15 protein-coding genes and 3 pseudogenes are annotated in these 17,669 nt (G+C 64.9%); 4 read left to right on the forward strand and 14 right to left on the reverse strand.

The window, feature by feature from the left end:
* Positions 1-286: 286 nt before the first annotated feature.
* From H1Q64_RS24670 to H1Q64_RS24685, 3 genes and pseudogenes are all read right to left on the reverse strand, one after another.
* Positions 287-1,291, reverse strand: coding sequence for a hypothetical protein (locus tag H1Q64_RS24670; RefSeq protein ID WP_237907159.1), 1,005 nt, complete (start codon positions 1,289-1,291; stop codon positions 287-289).
* Positions 1,267-2,445 (reverse strand): type II toxin-antitoxin system HipA family toxin, encoded by a 1,179-nt coding sequence (locus H1Q64_RS24675; RefSeq protein WP_237907160.1) that lies wholly within the window; start codon positions 2,443-2,445, stop codon positions 1,267-1,269. Before H1Q64_RS24675 ends, H1Q64_RS24670 begins: the two co-directional genes overlap by 25 nt.
* A gap of 634 nt (positions 2,446-3,079) precedes the next feature.
* Positions 3,080-4,043, reverse strand: a pseudogene (locus H1Q64_RS24685) (IS5 family transposase).
* Between the two features lie 422 nt (positions 4,044-4,465).
* On the opposite strand from H1Q64_RS24685, the pseudogene H1Q64_RS24690 reads away from it, so the two are divergent.
* A pseudogene (locus H1Q64_RS24690) lies at positions 4,466-5,112 on the forward strand (IS630 family transposase); the annotation flags it as partial.
* Positions 5,113-5,160: 48 nt separating this feature from the next.
* On the opposite strand, the gene H1Q64_RS24695 reads toward H1Q64_RS24690, so the two are convergent.
* The 3 genes from H1Q64_RS24695 to H1Q64_RS24705 all read right to left on the reverse strand — a co-directional run bounded on the left by H1Q64_RS24695 (position 5,161) and on the right by H1Q64_RS24705 (position 7,182).
* Positions 5,161-6,006, reverse strand: a complete 846-nt coding sequence (locus H1Q64_RS24695; RefSeq protein WP_237907161.1) for an IS5 family transposase — start codon at positions 6,004-6,006, stop codon at positions 5,161-5,163.
* 171 nt (positions 6,007-6,177) lie between these two features.
* Positions 6,178-6,771: a gamma carbonic anhydrase family protein gene (locus H1Q64_RS24700; protein WP_237907162.1), complete on the reverse strand. Its 594-nt coding sequence runs from the start codon at positions 6,769-6,771 to the stop codon at positions 6,178-6,180.
* A gap of 30 nt (positions 6,772-6,801) precedes the next feature.
* Positions 6,802-7,182, reverse strand: coding sequence for a nuclear transport factor 2 family protein (locus H1Q64_RS24705; protein ID WP_237907163.1), 381 nt, complete (start codon positions 7,180-7,182; stop codon positions 6,802-6,804).
* A 78-nt stretch (positions 7,183-7,260) separates the two neighbouring features.
* On the opposite strand from H1Q64_RS24705, the gene ftrA reads away from it, so the two are divergent.
* A complete protein-coding gene (gene ftrA, locus H1Q64_RS24710) occupies positions 7,261-8,262 on the forward strand; it encodes a transcriptional regulator FtrA (RefSeq protein ID WP_237907164.1) in 1,002 nt (333 codons plus the stop codon).
* A gap of 151 nt (positions 8,263-8,413) precedes the next feature.
* Here the strand turns inward: ftrA and H1Q64_RS24715 are convergent, their stop codons facing one another.
* From H1Q64_RS24715 to H1Q64_RS24725, 3 genes and pseudogenes are all read right to left on the reverse strand, one after another.
* Positions 8,414-9,835, reverse strand: a complete 1,422-nt coding sequence (locus H1Q64_RS24715; RefSeq protein WP_237907165.1) for an IS4 family transposase — start codon at positions 9,833-9,835, stop codon at positions 8,414-8,416.
* A gap of 245 nt (positions 9,836-10,080) precedes the next feature.
* Positions 10,081-10,461 carry a c-type cytochrome gene (locus H1Q64_RS24720; RefSeq protein WP_237907190.1) on the reverse strand — a complete coding sequence of 127 codons (381 nt, stop codon included), beginning with the start codon at positions 10,459-10,461 and terminating at the stop codon, positions 10,081-10,083.
* Between the two features lie 174 nt (positions 10,462-10,635).
* A pseudogene (locus H1Q64_RS24725) lies at positions 10,636-10,809 on the reverse strand (IS630 family transposase); the annotation flags it as partial.
* 65 nt (positions 10,810-10,874) lie between these two features.
* On the opposite strand from H1Q64_RS24725, the gene H1Q64_RS24730 reads away from it, so the two are divergent.
* Positions 10,875-12,010 (forward strand): IS3 family transposase gene (locus H1Q64_RS24730; RefSeq protein WP_237906527.1). Its coding sequence is split into 2 segments (ribosomal slippage): positions 10,875-11,127 and positions 11,127-12,010, totalling 1,137 coding nucleotides; the frame shifts between segments, so codons are not numbered across the junction.
* Positions 12,011-12,377: 367 nt separating this feature from the next.
* Entirely contained in the window at positions 12,378-12,830 is a 453-nt protein-coding gene (locus H1Q64_RS24735; protein WP_237906528.1) for a RidA family protein, read from the forward strand.
* Between the two features lie 15 nt (positions 12,831-12,845).
* Here H1Q64_RS24735 and H1Q64_RS24740 read toward each other — a convergent pair whose 3' ends face one another.
* The 5 genes from H1Q64_RS24740 to H1Q64_RS24760 all read right to left on the reverse strand — a co-directional run bounded on the left by H1Q64_RS24740 (position 12,846) and on the right by H1Q64_RS24760 (position 17,651).
* On the reverse strand, positions 12,846-14,162 hold the full coding sequence (locus H1Q64_RS24740) for an amidase (protein ID WP_237906529.1): 1,317 nt from the start codon (positions 14,160-14,162) through the stop codon (positions 12,846-12,848).
* A 108-nt stretch (positions 14,163-14,270) separates the two neighbouring features.
* Positions 14,271-14,969: an RraA family protein gene (locus H1Q64_RS24745; RefSeq protein ID WP_237906530.1), complete on the reverse strand. Its 699-nt coding sequence runs from the start codon at positions 14,967-14,969 to the stop codon at positions 14,271-14,273.
* Positions 14,970-14,989: 20 nt separating this feature from the next.
* Entirely contained in the window at positions 14,990-15,790 is an 801-nt protein-coding gene (locus tag H1Q64_RS24750) for an SDR family oxidoreductase (RefSeq protein WP_237906531.1), read from the reverse strand.
* A gap of 45 nt (positions 15,791-15,835) precedes the next feature.
* Positions 15,836-16,693 carry an aspartate dehydrogenase gene (locus H1Q64_RS24755; protein ID WP_237906532.1) on the reverse strand — a complete coding sequence of 286 codons (858 nt, stop codon included), beginning with the start codon at positions 16,691-16,693 and terminating at the stop codon, positions 15,836-15,838.
* A gap of 55 nt (positions 16,694-16,748) precedes the next feature.
* The gene (locus H1Q64_RS24760) at positions 16,749-17,651 is read right to left on the reverse strand and encodes a polysaccharide deacetylase family protein (protein WP_237906533.1); all 903 of its coding nucleotides are present in this window, start codon (positions 17,649-17,651) and stop codon (positions 16,749-16,751) included.
* Positions 17,652-17,669: the final 18 nt, after the last annotated feature.

The following is a 17,669-nucleotide window of genomic DNA, read 5'->3' on the forward strand; positions in this document are numbered from 1 at the left end:
AGACTATCAGGCCGCGTGCCGCGGTATGGTACGCCAAAGCCGAACCGACCTTCAGTGACGCCCTTGCCGCAGTCCGCTTCCGGCTCTGGAAGGAAACGACTTCTTCGCCATCAGCGCAGCGCGGCGAGATCGCAAAACTCCCTGACGCTGTGCTCAACCGCCTCATCCAGGCCGCCTGCTTTCCAGCGTGAATGAGCAAAGTCCAGATCAGGGGCCGATCCTTTAACCGCTCGCCCTCCCGACCGCCACCACTCCGGTCCTTTTTGCACCAACGCCGATCTGTGCCCTATCCAGAACGGCGCCGGCTCTTCATGTCGAGGATTTCGCGCTCAACGAGATCGCGTTCCAGGACATAGCCGTCGAAGCGCTCGTAGAGCGGTTTGAGCAGCTCGTGCACGACACCGACGGGATCCTCGTCAATCCGCGGCGCCGACGTGGCGATCGCGAGATGGGCCTCCGGCAAGCGGCTGCGGTGGATCCCAACGATGAGACTGCGATCCGCCGGCTTTGCCCAGGAGGCGAGGTCGCGCCCTCCGAGACCGGTATAACGGACGCGGAAACGGATTTCCGGGTCGCCGACGGGTGCGGTCAGCGTGGCGAAGCGGGCCGCGTGAGAGAGGCCTTCCCAGGCGCGCCAGATCGGCAGGGTGATATCGAAGAAGGTGCCCGGCTGAAGCACGTCAGAGCCGTCCTCCTGGTAGCCGCGCTGCAGGTAGAGCCGCCCGTCTGTCGAGGCTCGCCAGTAGTCGCTGTGGGCGGCATCATCGAACACCCGCTCTGCTTCGGGATTACCAAGCCAGCACTCGACGCCGCTCTCATCGCACACCGGGGCCAAGTCTTCCCTGGTCGGGACCCAGAAAGGCGGCCAGCCGGTGTAGCGCACCACGGACTTGTCGAGGACAACGAGCAGTCGCTTTGGCGACAGTCGAGTGATTGGGCCAACCACCTCGTAGTCAAAGCTGTAGTGGCCGTGCACCTGGCGCGCGGGGGCATCGTCGGGGAGCTTGCCGACCAAGTCGTTCCAGCGCTGCCGGCACACGGACACGAAGGCATCCTGCGGGTTGGCGTTGTTCTCGGCGACCAGTCCTACCACGCCCAGGATGGCCAGCGCGCGGCTGAGGGTGATCGATGTGTCCCCCTGATCGAAGGCCACCACCGTGGTCCTGCCGACGCCAGCCAAGCCGGCATGCTGCGCCTGGGTCAGCCCTTCATCCTTGCGCCGGCGGATGGTTTCAGCAACGAGTGCCGGCCAGTCGAGCGGCTGGACTACTCCTCGAGGATTCTCTGGCATGCGCCCTCCACAATCTCGGCGTAGCGATGGACGAAGCCGTCCGCCGGCTCCGCGGCCAGCGGCACGATGGCTTGGCTGCGGCGGACACGATCACCAAGCTCCTTGAGGGCCAGTTTGATGGCCCGCTCCGGAAGCCCGATGGCCTGACCGAAGGCGACAATCAGTCTGCGGTCGATCCGGTCGGTCTGAACGTGATCATCGCACAGCGACAGCGCGAACTCGGTTTTGTACGCGCCGCCATAGACCAGCGTGTTCAGCAGGTCGTAGGCCGGCGACAGTCGCAAGCCGCGCGACGTTTCCAGAAGTGAAAAGTTCTTCAGGTGCGCGTCGGCATTCCCGATGAGCGCACAGAAGACCACGCGCCGGAAGAACTGTTCGACATCGATCTGTGGGCGCGCGGAATGCTCTCGGATGGCGCCGGCGATCTCTTCGTAACTCCCAGCATATTTGCCGGTGAAATCGCGACCGCGCGGGCGGGCAAGGATCTGGGCGAAATCCTCCAGACGGAGCTTTTCGCCATTGTCCGTGCGGTCGAAGCGCTTCACGACGAGCGCCAAATTTTCGATTCCAGCGAGAAATGCCGTCTCGAACTCCGTGACCTGCTTGGCGCCGAGAACATCGCGGGCAAAGCGCAGGGTGAGATATTCGTTGCGTACCAACGTAGCGTTGGTCTGATCGTTATATTTCGCAATGTGGGTGGCCGGCCCTTCGGCTTCGGCCGGGTGGTACTGGTCGCCGTGGCGAAAGCCAAGAAGCTTCTTTTGCACACCGGAGACGGTGCGTTTGCCCGCTGCGGCTGCGGTGGTCTCGGCATCGACCCCGACCAAGGGTGCCGCAAGCGGCTGCACGGCGCTGACGCCGACGGCGCCGATGCAGTCCTGCCCATAGCGCAGAAGGAGGCCGAAATCGTCCTCGTCCTCCACGCGGCCGGCGCGCGCCTGCTTCTCGCGAAGCCAGCCCTCGGGCCCCAGGTGCTGGAAGAACGGGTGCAGACCAGTCGGCCACGCGTGCTCCCGCTCCCGGACTGGAAGGACACAGGCGATCGTCTCTGTCACGTCTGGATTGTAGACAAAGCGCGTGCCGCCCTGCGGCGTCTCGTAGAGAACCCCGACCCTTTGTCCCTTAAATAGGATATCCGCAGTACGCTCAGTCACGACAGTCGCCCTTATCCGACATAGCCAGCCTCACCGCCGCAAGGCCCGGCCGCACGTTGTATATGGCAAGCATAAGGCCATCTTCAACGCAATATGTCCGTTATAAGCGACATAATGCCAGGAGTTTGCCTTTCGTGTCTCGCATGGCAGGCAAACCGCACGGCTGGTGGGCTGCGGGGGCAGCAGTGATCCGAATAACCGACATTGGAGGTGTTGGTGCATGGAGACGGACGGCGGTCTGTTCGTCCATTCTGCCGCCGGTTACGCGGTGCGCACCGGCACGGGGCGTCCTGCGTCGAGCATGCGGTTGAGGGCGGATACGCCGATTATGGCCTCCGCCTGCTGAGCGGGCAGAGTCCGGGCGTGGAGGTGCCCGCCAAGAATGCCCTTGTAGCGCACCATGGCGGCAACGGGCAGACCTGCGAAGCGTCGCCGGCCTCGGTGGTGGTCAGCACCGCGCCGACAATCGTCGAGGACGCTGCGTCCACACATAGGTGCAGCTTGCGCCAATGGCGCGGCTGTGGGCGCCATGCTTGTCGGTCAGCCATTCGCCCGCCCCGAAGACCTTCAGGCCCGTGCCAGCGTGGTGCATCGAGGCGAGCGGGGGCGGAATGACCCCGTGTCCCCGGTCTTTTCACGCGACGCGGACATAGTTTGGGCGTGCCAATCCGAACATGCGGTTGAGCAGGTTGCCGGCGATGATGAGTTCGGTACGCCGTCCGTCGTCGCTGTGGGCGCGCAGGCAATCACCAATCACTTGCTTGTAACGGGCAAACGCCGCCTCCACCTTGGCGCGCTCGTTGTAGCCGGACGTTCGCTGCTAGGCCATGCGGCCCGTCTCGGTGATTGCCTGGATGTGACGGTCGCGCGGAGTGGGCGCGGTCGCGGCGGTGGCGCTGAGGACCGCGTCGCTGCGCGGTGGGGCGATCACCTCGGCCGCCGGGTGGCGGGCCGCGACGGCCTCATAAACGTCGGTGCGATCGTAGCCGCCGTCACCGGTCAGCCGCTCCACCGGGCCGCTCACCTGATTGAGCAAGGGGCCGACCTGCAAGGCGTCGTCAACGTCGGGTGGGGTCAGCTCCACGGCGGCGATCTGGCCGGTTCGAGCGCCCCCCCGACGTGGAATTTGCGCCAGGAGCGCCGCTTGTGGGAGCCGTGCTTTTCCACCAGCCATTCGCCGGGCCCGCTGAGCTTCAGGCCGCTGCTATCGACCAGCAGGTCAGTGGACCAGTGGTCTGCGGACGGATCCTCACGGCCAGGGTCCGGGCGCGCCGGCTCAGGGTCGTGTGATCGGGCACCGGCAGGTCCAACCGCAACAGCTGTATCAGCGAGCCGATTAGCCCCTCGGTCTGGCGGAACGCCAAGTGGAAGAGCGCCTGCAGGCTCAGGGCCGTCTCGATCGCCAGAGCCGAGTAGCGCGGCTGTCCGCCGCGCGTGGTACGCGGGGCGGCACGCCAAGCCTGAATGGCTTCCTCGCTGAACCAAATCGTCAGGCTGCCGCGCTGACGCAGACTGGCCTCATAGGCCGCCCAATTCGTCACACGGTACTTGGCGCGGGGGAATTGGTGGCGGTGGGCGGAGTGGTGTTTGAACGGCATCGGTCGACGGGGCGGCAGGCATCAACGGGCCACGCCTTCTACGCCGAGCCATAGGCCGCCATCACCCCCATCCACGCACCACGCTGGCCCCGGATGGTATCTGGGTCATCGGTAAGGGCGTTGCATCGGTCGCCCAAGACGTGGTCGAGGCTGGCGAGGTCGTCGATGTGGTCGTTGGCGACCGCCTCCCGGGGTAGGGGCCACAAGGGCATTGTCACGCGAACTGAACCGGCCTGCAAAGAGCCTGGCATCCACCGACTGCGTCACGGCGCCGCAGTCGCGGCGTGAACCAGTTGCGAAGTTCGCACGTTCTAATTGCCGGCTTATACCAAGTCCTGTGGAGTACGCCTCATGCGGTGATTCCCGGAGGACCGTGCCGCGTGATTCACCGGAGAGACCATGGCGACGAGGTCCACGATGGCCGCTTGGGTTTGCGCAAGCTGTCTGCCCGCCCCCGCCACCACGCCGAGGATCCCGGCGCCGCCGAGGCGTTCAAAAAAACTTCCCCGCCCTGCTGGCGCAGATCGCCGCGCACGAGGCCGCCGGCAAGCCCATAGAAGTCTGGTGGCAGGACGAGGCGCGTGTCGGCCAGGAAAACAAGATCACCCGTCGTTGGGCGCGCCGGGGCACCCGACCGGCGGCCCAGCACGATCAGCGCACGCGCTCGGCCTATCTGTTCGGCGCGATCTGCCCGGCCCAGGGCAAAGGCGCGGCCCTGGTGCTGCCGCGCTGCACGAGCGAGGCGATGGCGCTGCACCTGGAGGAGATCGCCCGCGCCGTGGCGCCCGGGGCCCATGCCGTCGTCCTGCTCGATCAGGCCGGCTGGCACACCTCGGCCAAACTGCCGGTCCCCGGCAACTTCACCCTGCTGCCGGTGCCGCCGAAATCGCCCGAGCTGAACCCGGTGGAGAACATCTGGCAGTACATGCGCGACAACTGGCTCTCCAACCGGATCTTCACCTCCTACCAGAACATCCTCGATCACTGCTGCTTCGCCTGGAACGCCCTCGTCGAGCAGCCCTGGACCATCATGTCCATCGGACTGCGCGACTGGGCTCATCGGTCATGATCCGTGAGTCTTGGTATGAGAGGCAGTTGAGAAGAAGTCCGAGGAAATTCAGTGCAAATGCGATGGCGGACGCGCGAGGCGCTTCACGAGAATGTGGCTCATCGCCATGTAAATGAATGCCTCCTCCGACTCTGGAAGGCGCTCGTAATCTTTTGACAAACGGCGATGTCTGCCAAGCCACGCGAATGGCCTTTCCACGACCCAGCGGCGCGCCAGAACATGGAAGCCTTTGGGAATTTCGGGAGGTTCCTGGCCAGGGGCGAGCCAAAAGCCCTGAATACCGGTCCACCAATGCTTGACGACTTCGATGGTCCAGCCGAGCCGGTCTTTGGCCCAGGTCTTCAGGCCTTGATAATGCGTGTCGGCCCAGACCAGCTGGATCGCGGGAAACCACAGGTGCAAGCCCGCCAGTAGGAGCATTCCTCCGGCCTTGTCATGAAGATCCGCCGGATGCACCCGCACCTTCAGAACGTCGCCTTCGGTGTCGACCAGAGCTTGCCGTTTCCGTCCACTGATCTTCTTGCCACCATCATACCCGCGCGGGCCGCCGGATTCGGTTGTTTTCACCGATTGACTGTCGATCGCCGCCGCCGTGGGTTGAGCTTTGCGGCCACGCCGCGTTCGATACTGCGCGCGCAGCGCCGCATTGACCTGTTCCCACTTCCCGCTTTTGCGCCAGCGGCGGAAGTGATCGTACACGTCCGCCCAAGGCGGCAGATCGTGGGGCATCATGCGCCAAGCGATGCCGCCACGCAGGACATACAAACATCCGTCAATGATGCGCCTCAGGTCGTATTTGCGCTGCGCTCCGCGATGCTCACTCTTCGTGAAGAGCTTCGAGACGACCGCCCACTCGTCATCGGTCAAGTCTGTCGGGTAACGGTCCAGGGGCATGCGATTTCCTCTCAAGGCGCCGACTCTGCATGCTTGATCAACAGATCATTTGGGGCGAGCGTTTCGAGTCAGCATTGATGCTGTATTTTCTTATTATTCTTCTCAACAACCTCTCAGTTGCGGTGACAAAGCCATCCGGTGCAATCACGCTCCGCTTACGAATATTTCACCTCAGCCATCTGCTTGACGTGCTCCAAGAGCCTTTGAGAGGGAAACCGTGATGTTTTTCATGAGGTCGGGCTGGCTTCTATCCACCCCATACACAAACCCGGGAAAATCGAGCGTCTTTTGAAGCGCCCAGATTTTCTCATGCTGATCCGGAGACAGAATTTCCGCGGGATCGCCGACTGCGACCCAGCCGATTGGGACAGTCGAGCCCGGTTCCAGCCTCGTTCGCAGATGCACGGTTGCGTTGATGCGAACTTCCGATCCGCGCCCGATGTGCGCCCCGTGGAACACGGCCGCTCCGGTCGCTATGAACACCTCGTCGCCAATCTGGGCACCAACCACATGACTGTTCGGGCCAATTACGCAGTGGCCGCCCACTTTGCAATCATGGCGGTCCGTGGCCCGGATCACCGCGTTTTCGAACACGATGCAGTTCGGACCGATGCGGATGGAGCCGCCGGCCTCCGCCACCAAGCGAGCACCATGCATGACCCTGCTGCCCGCACCGATGACAACATCACCACAGACCGTCGCGTCCTGCGCAACCCACGCATCGGGATCAACCGATGGCGCCTGTTCTTCGTAGGATATAATCATGTTTTTATCCTCCTATCTCGATCTTGGCTGCTATGCTGTCGTCGTTACACGTTCGAGGTGCCAGAGCTTTGCAACGATCCGCCAGCCATCAATGCCTTTCACGAAGCAGAGATGATCGATGAAGACGTTTGCGTGTATCCGCAGCCGGACCTTCACGGTGGCGGCAGTTGGCGAAAGCCAGTCGATCAAGATGATCTCGTCTTCACGCGCCTGCGAGCGGCTTGCGGGAGACTCTCGCTTGGCGATCACCTGACGATAATCTGCAATCGGATCGACCGCAATGTCACCTTCGTCAGCGTCGAACAGGCTCGAAGCCGGATGAAAAATCTGGTCAAAGAGCGAGAGATCGCAGGCGTAAAGGGCATCGAAATAGGTTTGTATCGCGTTCAGCAATTCCGTATCGCGGCTCATCTGACTGCTCAGTATTTGTAGACGAGTGACCATGTTGCACGCCGAAAGCACGATTTGCCAGCGGCAGGACTGCCAGATATGACGGCATTCATGCCAAAAACTGCAAACTCACGCATTCCTGCAAACAGACGTGTCGTCAGCCTCGTCTATGACGGCCTCTGCACCTTCGAATTTGGCATCACTGCCGAAGTTTTCGGGCTGGATCGCCCTGAGGCAGGACCCGACTGGTATCAGTTCAAATCGGTCTCGCTGGAGGATCGGCTTCTTCATGCCTGTGGTGGTCTGACGATCGCAGCAACAGGCACCGAGACCGATCTGTACCAAGCGGGAACAATCATCGTCCCCGGCTGGCGCGGACCCGATGAACCGGTACCGGAACAGATCTGTCAGGCATTGGTTCGCGCTCATGAGGGCGGCGCCCGCGTCGCTTCCATCTGCGGGGGCGCCTATGTGCTGGCAGCCGCCGGTTTGCTCAATGGCCGTCGTGCCACAACGCATTGGCGTTTTGCCGAGGGCTTGGCCCGGCGCTATCCCGCCATCGAGATTGACGCGAATTGCCTCTATATTGATGAGGGTGACATACTCACCTCGGCAGGCAGCTCAGCGGGCATCGATCTTTGCCTGCATATCGTCCGTTCGGATTTCGGGGCGGAACTTGCCAATACCGTGGCGCGTCGTCTGGTGATGTATAGCCATCGTCAGGGGGGGCAATCCCAGTTGATCGAGCGTCCCGTGCCATTGAGGCGAGAGGCCGATCGGTTGTCGTCGATCCTCGATCATATCCTGGCCAACCTTGACGATCCGCACACAATCAGGTCCCTCGCCCGCCACGCCGGAATGAGCGAGCGTACCTTTCAGCGTCGCTTTCGATCCCTGACCGGTTTGGCCCCGCTCAAGTGGATCCTGAGGGAGCGGCTTGAGCAAGCTCGCATCTTGCTGGAGACTGGCTCTGCCGCGCCCGATGACATTGCAAGGGTGACTGGGCTGGGAAGCGCTGAAAACCTGAGGCTTCAGTTTGGTCGACATTATGGCATCAGCCCGTTGATCTACCGTGATCGTTTTGCGCAGCGGGCGGAGTAGGCCAGTCGGCGTTGTCACGGGAATGGTGGCGGCGCGCCCGTGGCGGCATTATCTTGCTCGGATGTCGCCGCTCTCGTATGCCCGCCATCAGTTTCCGCCCGCGATCATCCAGCATGCAATCTGGCTCTATCGTACGCCTCCGGTGAGGCTTTCAATTACCCACAAGCTGCGGCGCGATCTCCGAGCCCAAGGCAATGTCGATCAGGCGAGACATACCCCGCCACATGACGGTGTTTCCCGGTGGTGGATCACAGTTGCGAGCGAGATAGCCGCCGAGCTTGGCGACTTTGGTGAGATAGATGCCCAGGGTGTTGCTGCCGGGCGCGGTTGGAGCCTTGTTCGGGATCAGGAAGTCAAGGATGTCTTGCTCGCGCTCGGTGAAGACGATCCCTGCTTCGATGTCCGGCGCCGATCGGTTGATCATCGTCAGCCAGAAGACCCGCCAACTCACCAAGCAGTAGACGGCGATCAACTTCACCAGGCGGTCGGCGCTTCGCAGGCGCGCCTCTTCCGCCTTGCAGCCTGACTTCAGGATTTTGCGAAACAACTCGATCTTCCACCTTACCGAATACCAACGGAGCTTCTCAATGGCGTCCTCGTTTGAGAGGACGAGCAGATCGGTGAGGAGCTTCCAATCAATGCGCGGCCGGTCGGCGGGCGCGTCACGTTCTCGGGCATGCAGGATCGTCAGGGAGAGGGCCGGATAGCGTTTCTGCTTTCCGACCGGCGGCAGGATCCGCAGGCTGCGGTAGGTCAGTTCGACCTTCGCCGTGTCGAGGTGACCTTTGCCGTCTCGAACAGCAACGGCATGTACCCCTTGGACGGCGACGTCATCCATCACAGCGTCGACGGTCGTATCGCCACCAAGAGCGAGCCGGTCGACGCAGGTTCGCACCAGGAAATGCGTGCCCATTGTCTGAGCCAAGCAGAACAACTCATAGATATCGCTCTCACGATCGCCGACGTGGATGCAGCGTCCCGGATCGCCGAACAACTCCGTGGTCCGACGCAGGTTCTCCAGCCAGCGGACACTCTCCTTCTGCTCGATGGGAACCCGCGTTGGGTTAATCTTTCTCTTGAGGGCGGCGGTTCCCTCGAACTTGGTCCGGGTCCAAAACTTGACCGCGCCGAGCCCCAGAGGCAGACCCTCGGTCGTGACCGCCAGACTGGCGTGCATCAACAGCCCACACACGGTGTGCATGCGGAACCGGCCCTCCTCGTCCTGACCGCTGTTGACCCGGACGGTCTGGCCAATCTTCTCGGGATGCTCACGCTGGAAGGAGAACTCCGTGGTGTCTTGAATGACCAGGATGGGCCCGGAGGCCGCGGCGACCCGCGCGCGTGTCGAATCGAAGTGGCCGGAGAGAATATCCGCGTCGCTCACCCGCTCGTTGGCGAAGAACCGGTAGGCCGCCTTGGTGTTGGCCCAGTCCTGGCAGGCCAGCGGTATGCTGTTGCCCATCGCCCCGGCCAGCTGATCGAGCAGCGTGCTCAAGCGTCGCCCCAGCCGCACGTCGGCAAAGTGGCGGCCGGCGAGTTCATTCTTGATCCAGGCGTTGGTTCCCGTGGCCATCAGCACCTCCCGAGCATCGTTCGATGTCAACAGGCCACGGGCTGCAGGCTTTCGCGGTGGAGACCGCCGTCACCAGCGGTGCTGCGGGATGTGGGTAATTGAAAGCATCGTCGGACGGTTACGGATCAATCGCAACAGGAGTTCGTGTTCGGGGTCAGGAGGGCAGCCGCCCCAGGGTAACCACCCTTCATCAACTTCCTCCCGGCACTGGCGATGGCGTGTTCACGGTCAGCGGCGCGCTGCGGTCATTTGGCCTTCGAGATCATGTCGCTCATATACTCGTTCAGGTCGCGAAAATCCTTGACCGTCCAGGCGAAAGCAGGCAGGCGGGCATTGTTTTCCCGCAAGGTTCTTGGAATCAGATCGCCATTCGGACGGAGTATTACGGACGAAACGATGATACCAGGATAATCAACCAGACGCTTCTTGAACGCGGGCGTCGTAAGATCGGGCGTCGGAGGGTTGCTTTTATTGGCCAAAGGCCCAGTACCCTTCACATCTTTACCGTGGCATATGGCGCAACGGTTCATAAAAATCTGTTCTCCATTGCGACTGTCTGCAAAAGACACCGACGGAATGCAAATCATAACTGACAACGCTGCGATGAGATCTACTCTAGTTCTCATAGTATTTTGTCCTTGATGATGCTGGGCCATATTGCATAAAATAATGACATAACGATTTCAATGCGTCTCTGTTCCTGGAAAATTTCCACCATTACGAAGCTCCGAGGAAATTTAGGCTTCTGCGCCTCCTTATCGCGGCAGCTTCTCCGCCGGTCCGGCTAGAGCGGATTCCGATCATTCTGGATCGTATCCGGCGGCGACAAAGAAGGCTCGGCTATCGCTTGGCGTCACGTTGTCGATGGCATCCAGGATGGCATCCCACAGTTCGGGGGGCGTACTCACGGCGGCTTTCCTGAGGCTCGCCTTGATCTTGGAGAAGGCCATCTCGATGGGGTTGAAGTCGGGGCTGAGATGGTCCCCGTTTCCCGGACAGTTCGCTAAGCTTGGTTCGCCCAGGAAGAAGGACGGACCCGATGACGGGGAAGCGGAAGCGGTATTCGGCGGAGTTCAAGGCGAAGGTGGCACTGGAGGCGATCCGAGGCGAGTTGACGGTGTCGCAGTTGGTGTCCAAGCACGGAGTGCATCAGACGCTGATCAACGCGTGGAAGAAGCAGGCGGTGGGGGGGGCTGGTGTGTTCTCCGGCAAGGCGGAAGCCGCCGAAACCAGCCATCAGGGGGAGGTGGAAAAGCTCCACGCGATGATCGGGCAGTTGGTGGTGGAGCGGGATTTTTTGCGCAAGGCCTCCGGACGATGAGCGTCGGCCGGAGGCGGGAGCTGATCAAACCGGAGCATCTGAGCCTGTCGATCACCCGGCAGTGCACGTTGGTTTCCATCAGCCGGTCCAGCTACTACGGGCCGGCCAAGGGCGAACCGGCCGCAAACCTGGAGGTGATGCGGCGGAGCGACGAGCAGTTCCTGGAAACGCCCTGGTACGGCAGCCGGCAGATGACCCGGCATCTGCGCCGGCACGGCCATGAGGTCAACCGCAAGCGGGTTCGCCGCCTGATGGCGCGGATGGGGCTGCGAGCGGTCTACCAGCGTCCGAAGACGACGGTGCGGCACCCCGAGCACAAGATTTGGCCGTACTTGCTGCGCGACCTGACCATCGACCGACCCAACCAGGTCTGGTGCGCTGACATCACCTACCTTCCGATGCGCCGGGGCTTCCTGTCCCTGGTGGCGGTGATGGATTGGGCGACGCGCAAGGTCCTGAGCTGGCGGCTGTCGAACACCATGGACGTCGAGTTCTGCATCGAGGCGGTGGAGGAGGCGATGGCGCGGCACGGCCGACCGGACATCTTCAACACCGATCAGGGCAGCCAGTTCACCAGTCCGCGTTTCACCGGCCTCTTGACCGCGGCCGGCATCCGGGTATCGATGGACGGGCGCGGCCGGTGGATGGACAACGTCTTCATCGAGCGGCTGTGGCGATCGATGAAGTACGAGTGCGTCTACCTCCACGCCTTCGAGACCGGCAGCGAGGCGAGGGCCGGGATCGGCCGGTGGATCCATTACTACAACATGGACCGTCCGCACTCCGCGCTCGGCGGCAGAACCCCGGAGGAGGCCTACCAGGGCACACCGGACCCCATCAGATTGGCGGCATGACACGGACCTGAACCAAGCTTAGCAAAGCCGCAAATCTGTCCGGGAAACGGGGACCATCTCAGTCGAGCACGAGCACCGCCTGGACGTCCGGTTCCAGGCTCCGGCAAGCTGGCGCGAAACCTGCCGGAACCGCGGCGCTGTCCGCCGCCAGATTCGCCCGGATTGGAGGCTGGGACATGCACCCGCCTTCGGTCCGGCGGGCGGGACTGAGCGGTCGCAGCGCCGGAAGACGCCCAGCGGCCCGCCACTGAAATCGCGATGCATGAATCCCTCTCATGCATGGAGGCCGGATAAATCGTTTGTCGGAAACTGGCCGGACGCGGAGGTTTGGCCCGAGGCTTTCAGCATCGACAATGGAGGAATTGCCTTGGCAAATGGAATTGAACGCTACGCGCTGGATAAGTCCTCGCCCTACCGGACCCAATTCCTGGAATCGGTACGGGTACCGGTCAATGGAACCGAGTTCCTGATGCTCAGCGGCCTGACGCCGCCGGTCATCGACCGCTCCGTGCCTGACGACCGGGTCGAGGCCTATGGCGACACGGAGGTCCAGACCCGCAACATCCTGACGCAGCTGAAGGCCACGCTTGAACGGCGCGGCTATGGCCTGAACGACGTGGTCAAGGTCCAGGCCTTCCTGGTCGGCGACGCACAGATGGGCGGGCGGGCTGATTTCCAGGGCTTTTCCCGCGCCTACGCGGAGGCTTTCGGCACCATCGAAACCCCGAACATTCCGGTGCGCACCCGCGTGCAGGTGGCCGGGCTGGTGGAGCCGGGCTGGCTGGTGGAGATCGAGGCGATGGCCGCCAAGGCGGGGTGACGGCCGTCGCGACGGTCAGGCGGGACGGTCCGATGCCCCGCCGAACCGGTCGGCGATGGCCAGAACCAGATCGTCCGCGCCCGGCCGCCCGACGATCTGGACCCCCACCGGCATCCCGTTGCGGTCGCGCCCGGCCGGCAGCGCCAGCGCCGGCAGGCCAAGCAGGCTGAAGGGGCGGTTGAAGCGCAGGAAAGCCAGGGTGGTGACGCCGGCAATGGTCACGTCGTCGTCGTCGACACCGTCCAGACGCGGGGCCGGGCCGCCGATCACCGGACAGAGCAGGACGTCCGCCGCCGCGAAAGCGCCCCCGATCACCGCCGCCCGATGGGCCTCGCGGCCGCGCAGCGCCTGGTCGTAGGCGTCGCGCCCCACCTCGGCCGCCGCGACCAAACGCCGCCGCACCGCCGCCGGGTACCAATCCGGCCGTTCGGCCAGCGCCGACCGGTGCAGGGCCGACGCCTCGAACGAGGTGATGGTCCCGGCGCAGGTGTTCAGCACGTCGAGCGACGGCAGGGCTACCTCGGTCGCCACCGCTCCGCCCTGGGTCATCCGGCGCAGGACGGACTGGATGACCGTGGCGATCTCCGAATCCACTCCGGTCCGAATCCAATCCGCCAACAGGCCGACACGCAGAGGACCGGCACCCAGACGGTCAGGACCCGGATCGTGTTGCTCCACGGGAACCGGATCGCGCAGCGCGGCGAACACCGCGCGCAGCAGGGCGGGATCGCGGGCGATGATGCCGATGAGGTCCTGCGACGGCGACAGCGGTGCGATGCCGGGATCGCGGATGGATCCGGCCGTCGGCTTGAAGCCGAGGACGCCGCACAGGGCGGCTGGGATGCGCACCGACCCGCCGGTGTCGGTGCCGAGCGCGAAGGGCACGATGCCGGCCGCAACCGCCGCCGCCGACCCGCTCGACGACCCGCCGACGGCGAACCGCGCATCCACCGGGTTCAGCACCCGCCCGAAATAGGGATTCAGCCCGGTGGCGGCATAGCAATGCGGGTCGAGGTTCAGCGCCCCGATGGCGATGGCCCCCGCCGCCGCCAGACGGGCGAGCGCCACGCTGGTCCGCGCGCCGCCCCAGCGGTAGCCATGCCCGACCCCCACCGTCGGCTGCCGCCCGGCGGTGACGAAAACGTCCTTGTAGGCGAAGGGCAGCCCCCAGGGCGCCGGTCGCGGATCGTCCGCCGAGGTCGCCGATAGGGCCCGCGCCTGCTCCTCCGCGTCGGGGAACAGCTCGATGAAGGCGTTGAGCCGGCTGGTGCGCGCCGCGGCCAGGGCGGCCGCGACGGCCTGGGCGGGGTCGCGCGGAGACGCGGCGGTCATGCTGAGGCCCTTTCAACAATGGTGTCGCGGTGTGGGGAATGGCGCGGCCTCCGTAATCCCGGAACGGCCCCGTCCCGACAGGCGGAAACGGGGCCGCCGGGCGGGGCGTCAGACGTGGCCGTAGCGCTCCAGCGCCTGCGCCAGGGTCAGGCCGTTCGACAGCTCCTCGCGGATGCGGATCTCGGTCACGGTCAGCGCCTCGGATTCCGCCAGCACCTTCGGAACGATGGCCGCCGGGATGGCGAGCGCGCCGTCCTCGTCGGCCAGGATGAAGTCGCCCGGCTCGATCCTCACGCGCTCCACCGTGGCCCCGCGCAGAAAGACCGGAACCTGCCACGCGTTGACCTTCCAGCGGCCGATCGACTGCACCGGCGTGCGGTAGCGGGCGTAGACCGGGAAGCCGTGATGGCCGAGCCAGCGCACGTCGCGGATGCCACCGTCGACCAGCGCACCGGTGCTGCCGCGCTCCTTCATGCCGATGGCGATCAGCTCGCCGAAATAGCAGATGCCGTTGCCGTCACCGCTCCACACCGACACCTCGCCGGGCGACAGCCCCTGGCAGGCCGCCATCTTGTCGGCATCGCCGCCCAGCGGATAGGGCGTCATCTGGCCGCGGATGGTGTAGGCCCAGCCGGCCAGCCGCCCGGCGGTGGCGGGAAAGGGCATGAATTCCGCCGCCAGCCCCTGGTCGGGCCAGCCCATCACGTCGAGCACATCGGCGACGTTGGAGGTGTCGACAGCCAGGAAGCGGGTGCGGATGTCCTCGCGCTGCGCGGCGGTGAGGACAGTGTCGGTGCTGCTGCTCATACTGGGGATCCTTCGGAATTTTAGATGCTGGGGATGTAGCCGCCGTCCACTCGCAGGGTGGAGCCGGTGACGTAGGCGGCGCGCTCGCTGGCCAGGAAAGCGACGGCGTCGGCGTATTCGCGGGGCTCGCCGTAGCGGGCCATCGGGATGGCGGCGGTGCTCTCGGCGACGACCTCGGCGACCGGCCGCCCCTCGCGCGCCGCCTTGCTCTCGTCCAGGAAGCGGATGCGGTCGGTGGCGATGCGGCCGGGCAGGACGACGTTGACGGTCACGCCGTCGGCCGCCACCTCGCGGGCCAGCGACTTGGACCAGCCGACCAGGGACAGGCGCAGCGCGTTGGACAAGGCGAGGTTGGGGATCGGCGCCACGACGCCCGACGAGGCGCTGGTGACGATCCGGCCCCAGCGCCGCTTCCGCATGCCGGGCAGCACCCGGTCGGTGATGCGGATGACCGACAGCACCATCGCCTCGAACTGCACGGTCCAAACCTTCGGATCGACGCCGCTTGCCGGCGACGGCGGCGGGCCGCCGGTGTTGTTGACCAGGATGTCGATTCCGCCGAACCGTTCCTCGGCCAGGGCGACGTTGCGGTCGGTGGCGGCCGCGTCGCCCAGGTCCCAGACGATGGGGAGGCAGGGTGCGGCGGTTTCGGCGCTGGCAAATTCGGTGAGAGCGGCGTTGGTGGCGGCCAGCGATGGTGCGTCGCGGTCGGCGATGACGAGGTTGGCGCCTTCGCGCGCCAGCCCCAGGGCGATGGCGCGGCCGAGCCCGCCCCCGGCCCCGAGCACCAAGGCGGTGCGTCCGGAAAGTCCGAGATCCATGACGAATCCCCCTTCTGTTTTTCGTTTCTTGCTGAAATCAGGCGCTCAGGAGCCGACGCGCAGCGGCGCGCGCAGCTTGCGCAGATAGGCCAACACCGACAGGGCAGTGATGCGGCCGGTCTTCGGGTTGTCGGTCGGGATGTTCTCGATCGCCATGGTGAAGGTCGCCGAGTCCGCCTCGACCTCGATGCGGTGGGTGTTGCGCTCCAGCGTCGGGTCGGCCCAGATCTCCAGCGTCGTGCGGTCGGGGCCGATGCCGGCCAGCGACAGCGCCACCGCGACATTCAGGTTGGCCGGGAAGCCGACCGCCGCCTCGCGCGGGGTGCCGTGGAAGATGCGCAGCGGACCGGTGATGTCCTCGATGGCGATGCCGTTCTCGACCAGATAGGGGGCGCCGACCAGACCGCGCACCGGCTTGCGCGTCACCATGCGCACGGCGCGGATTTCCCCCTCCGCCGCCGCCGTCACCGCGTCGAGCCCGAGCAGCGCCCCGGTCGGCACGACGATCTGTCCGCAATGGGCGCGGGCGGTGGCGACCAGCCCCTCGTTGGCCAGCAGGGCGCCGGAGCTGAGCACCACCGCCGTCTTGCCGACGCGGAGGAACGGCTCGACGATCGCCGGAAGCAGGGCTGCGGGCGCGCATTCGACGACGAGGTCGGCGAGCGGCTCCAGCTCGGCGATGTCCACCACCGGCACCGGGTGGGTCAGGGCGGACAGACGGTCCGCCGCCGCCGCCTTGTCGCGGGCCGAGACGGCGGTCAGGACGCAGCCGTCGAGGCCCTCGTCAAGCGCCTCGACGATCTTCAGGCCGACGGCGCCGAGGCCGGCAACAGCGATCCGCAGCGGGGGCAGAGTGCGGGCGTGCGCCGGGGTTTGGGACAGCCCAAGGGGCGTCTCAGTCATGATAGAACCTTTCGGATGGGAGCCGGCCCGAAGGAGGGCCGGCGTCAAGAACGGGTCATGGTCTGGCCGGGGCGGTGGTTGCCGGCGGCGGCATCAGACCGGCGAAGTGGTCGGCGATCTGGCCGGCGGTGGCGAACCAGACCTCGTCGCGGTGGGCGTCGAGATGCTCCAGCACCCGGCGGAACTGCTTGATGCGGAAGGGCTGGCCGACGATGAAGCTGTGGATGGTGATGCCGTAGGCAAGCGGCTGGCCCTTCGACTGGCGCAGCATCTCGTCGAAATTGTCGATGGCCATGTCGGCGAAGGCCGGCGCCGTACCGTCATGCAGCACCACCATCGGCACGTCGTTCACCTCATGCGGATAGGGCACGCTCAGCAACGGCCCGCCGGTGGTCCGCATCCACACCGGCTGGTCGTCCATCGGCCAGTCCAGCGTGTAGCGGTAGCCGGCCTCCGCCAGCAGATCCTCGGTGTTGGCGCTGGGGTGGGCGCCGGGGCTCATCCAGCCGGCGGGGGGCTTGCCCTCGTGGCGGCGGATGGCCTCGGTCGCCTCGGCGATCAGGCGGCGCTCCTCCTCCGGGCCCATGCCGTTCTGGTGTTCGCCGTTGGTCCGGCCATGGGCGACGATCTCGTCGCCGCGCCGGCGCAGCGCCGCGACCAGTTCCGGGCAGTGCTCGTAGCATTCGGTGTTGAGCAGCACCGTCAGCGGCAGGCGGTGGGCGTCGAACAGGTCGATCAGCCGCCAGCCGCCGACCCGGTTGCCATATTCCCGCCATGCCCAATTGTAGCTGTTGGGATGGCTCAGCCCCGGCGAATAGGGCAGTCCGAGGCCACTGCCGTAGGGGAAATGCTCGACGCAGAGCGCCACATAGACGGCCAGCCGCTTGCCCTCCGGCCAGGAGAAGTCGGGACGGTCGGTGATCGCGGAATAGGGGAAGCGGTCGTGGGACGGAAGCATCGCGGATCCTGCCTTCGG

The sequence above is a fragment of the Azospirillum brasilense genome, assembly GCF_022023855.1.
GTDB lineage: Bacteria > Pseudomonadota > Alphaproteobacteria > Azospirillales > Azospirillaceae > Azospirillum > Azospirillum brasilense_F.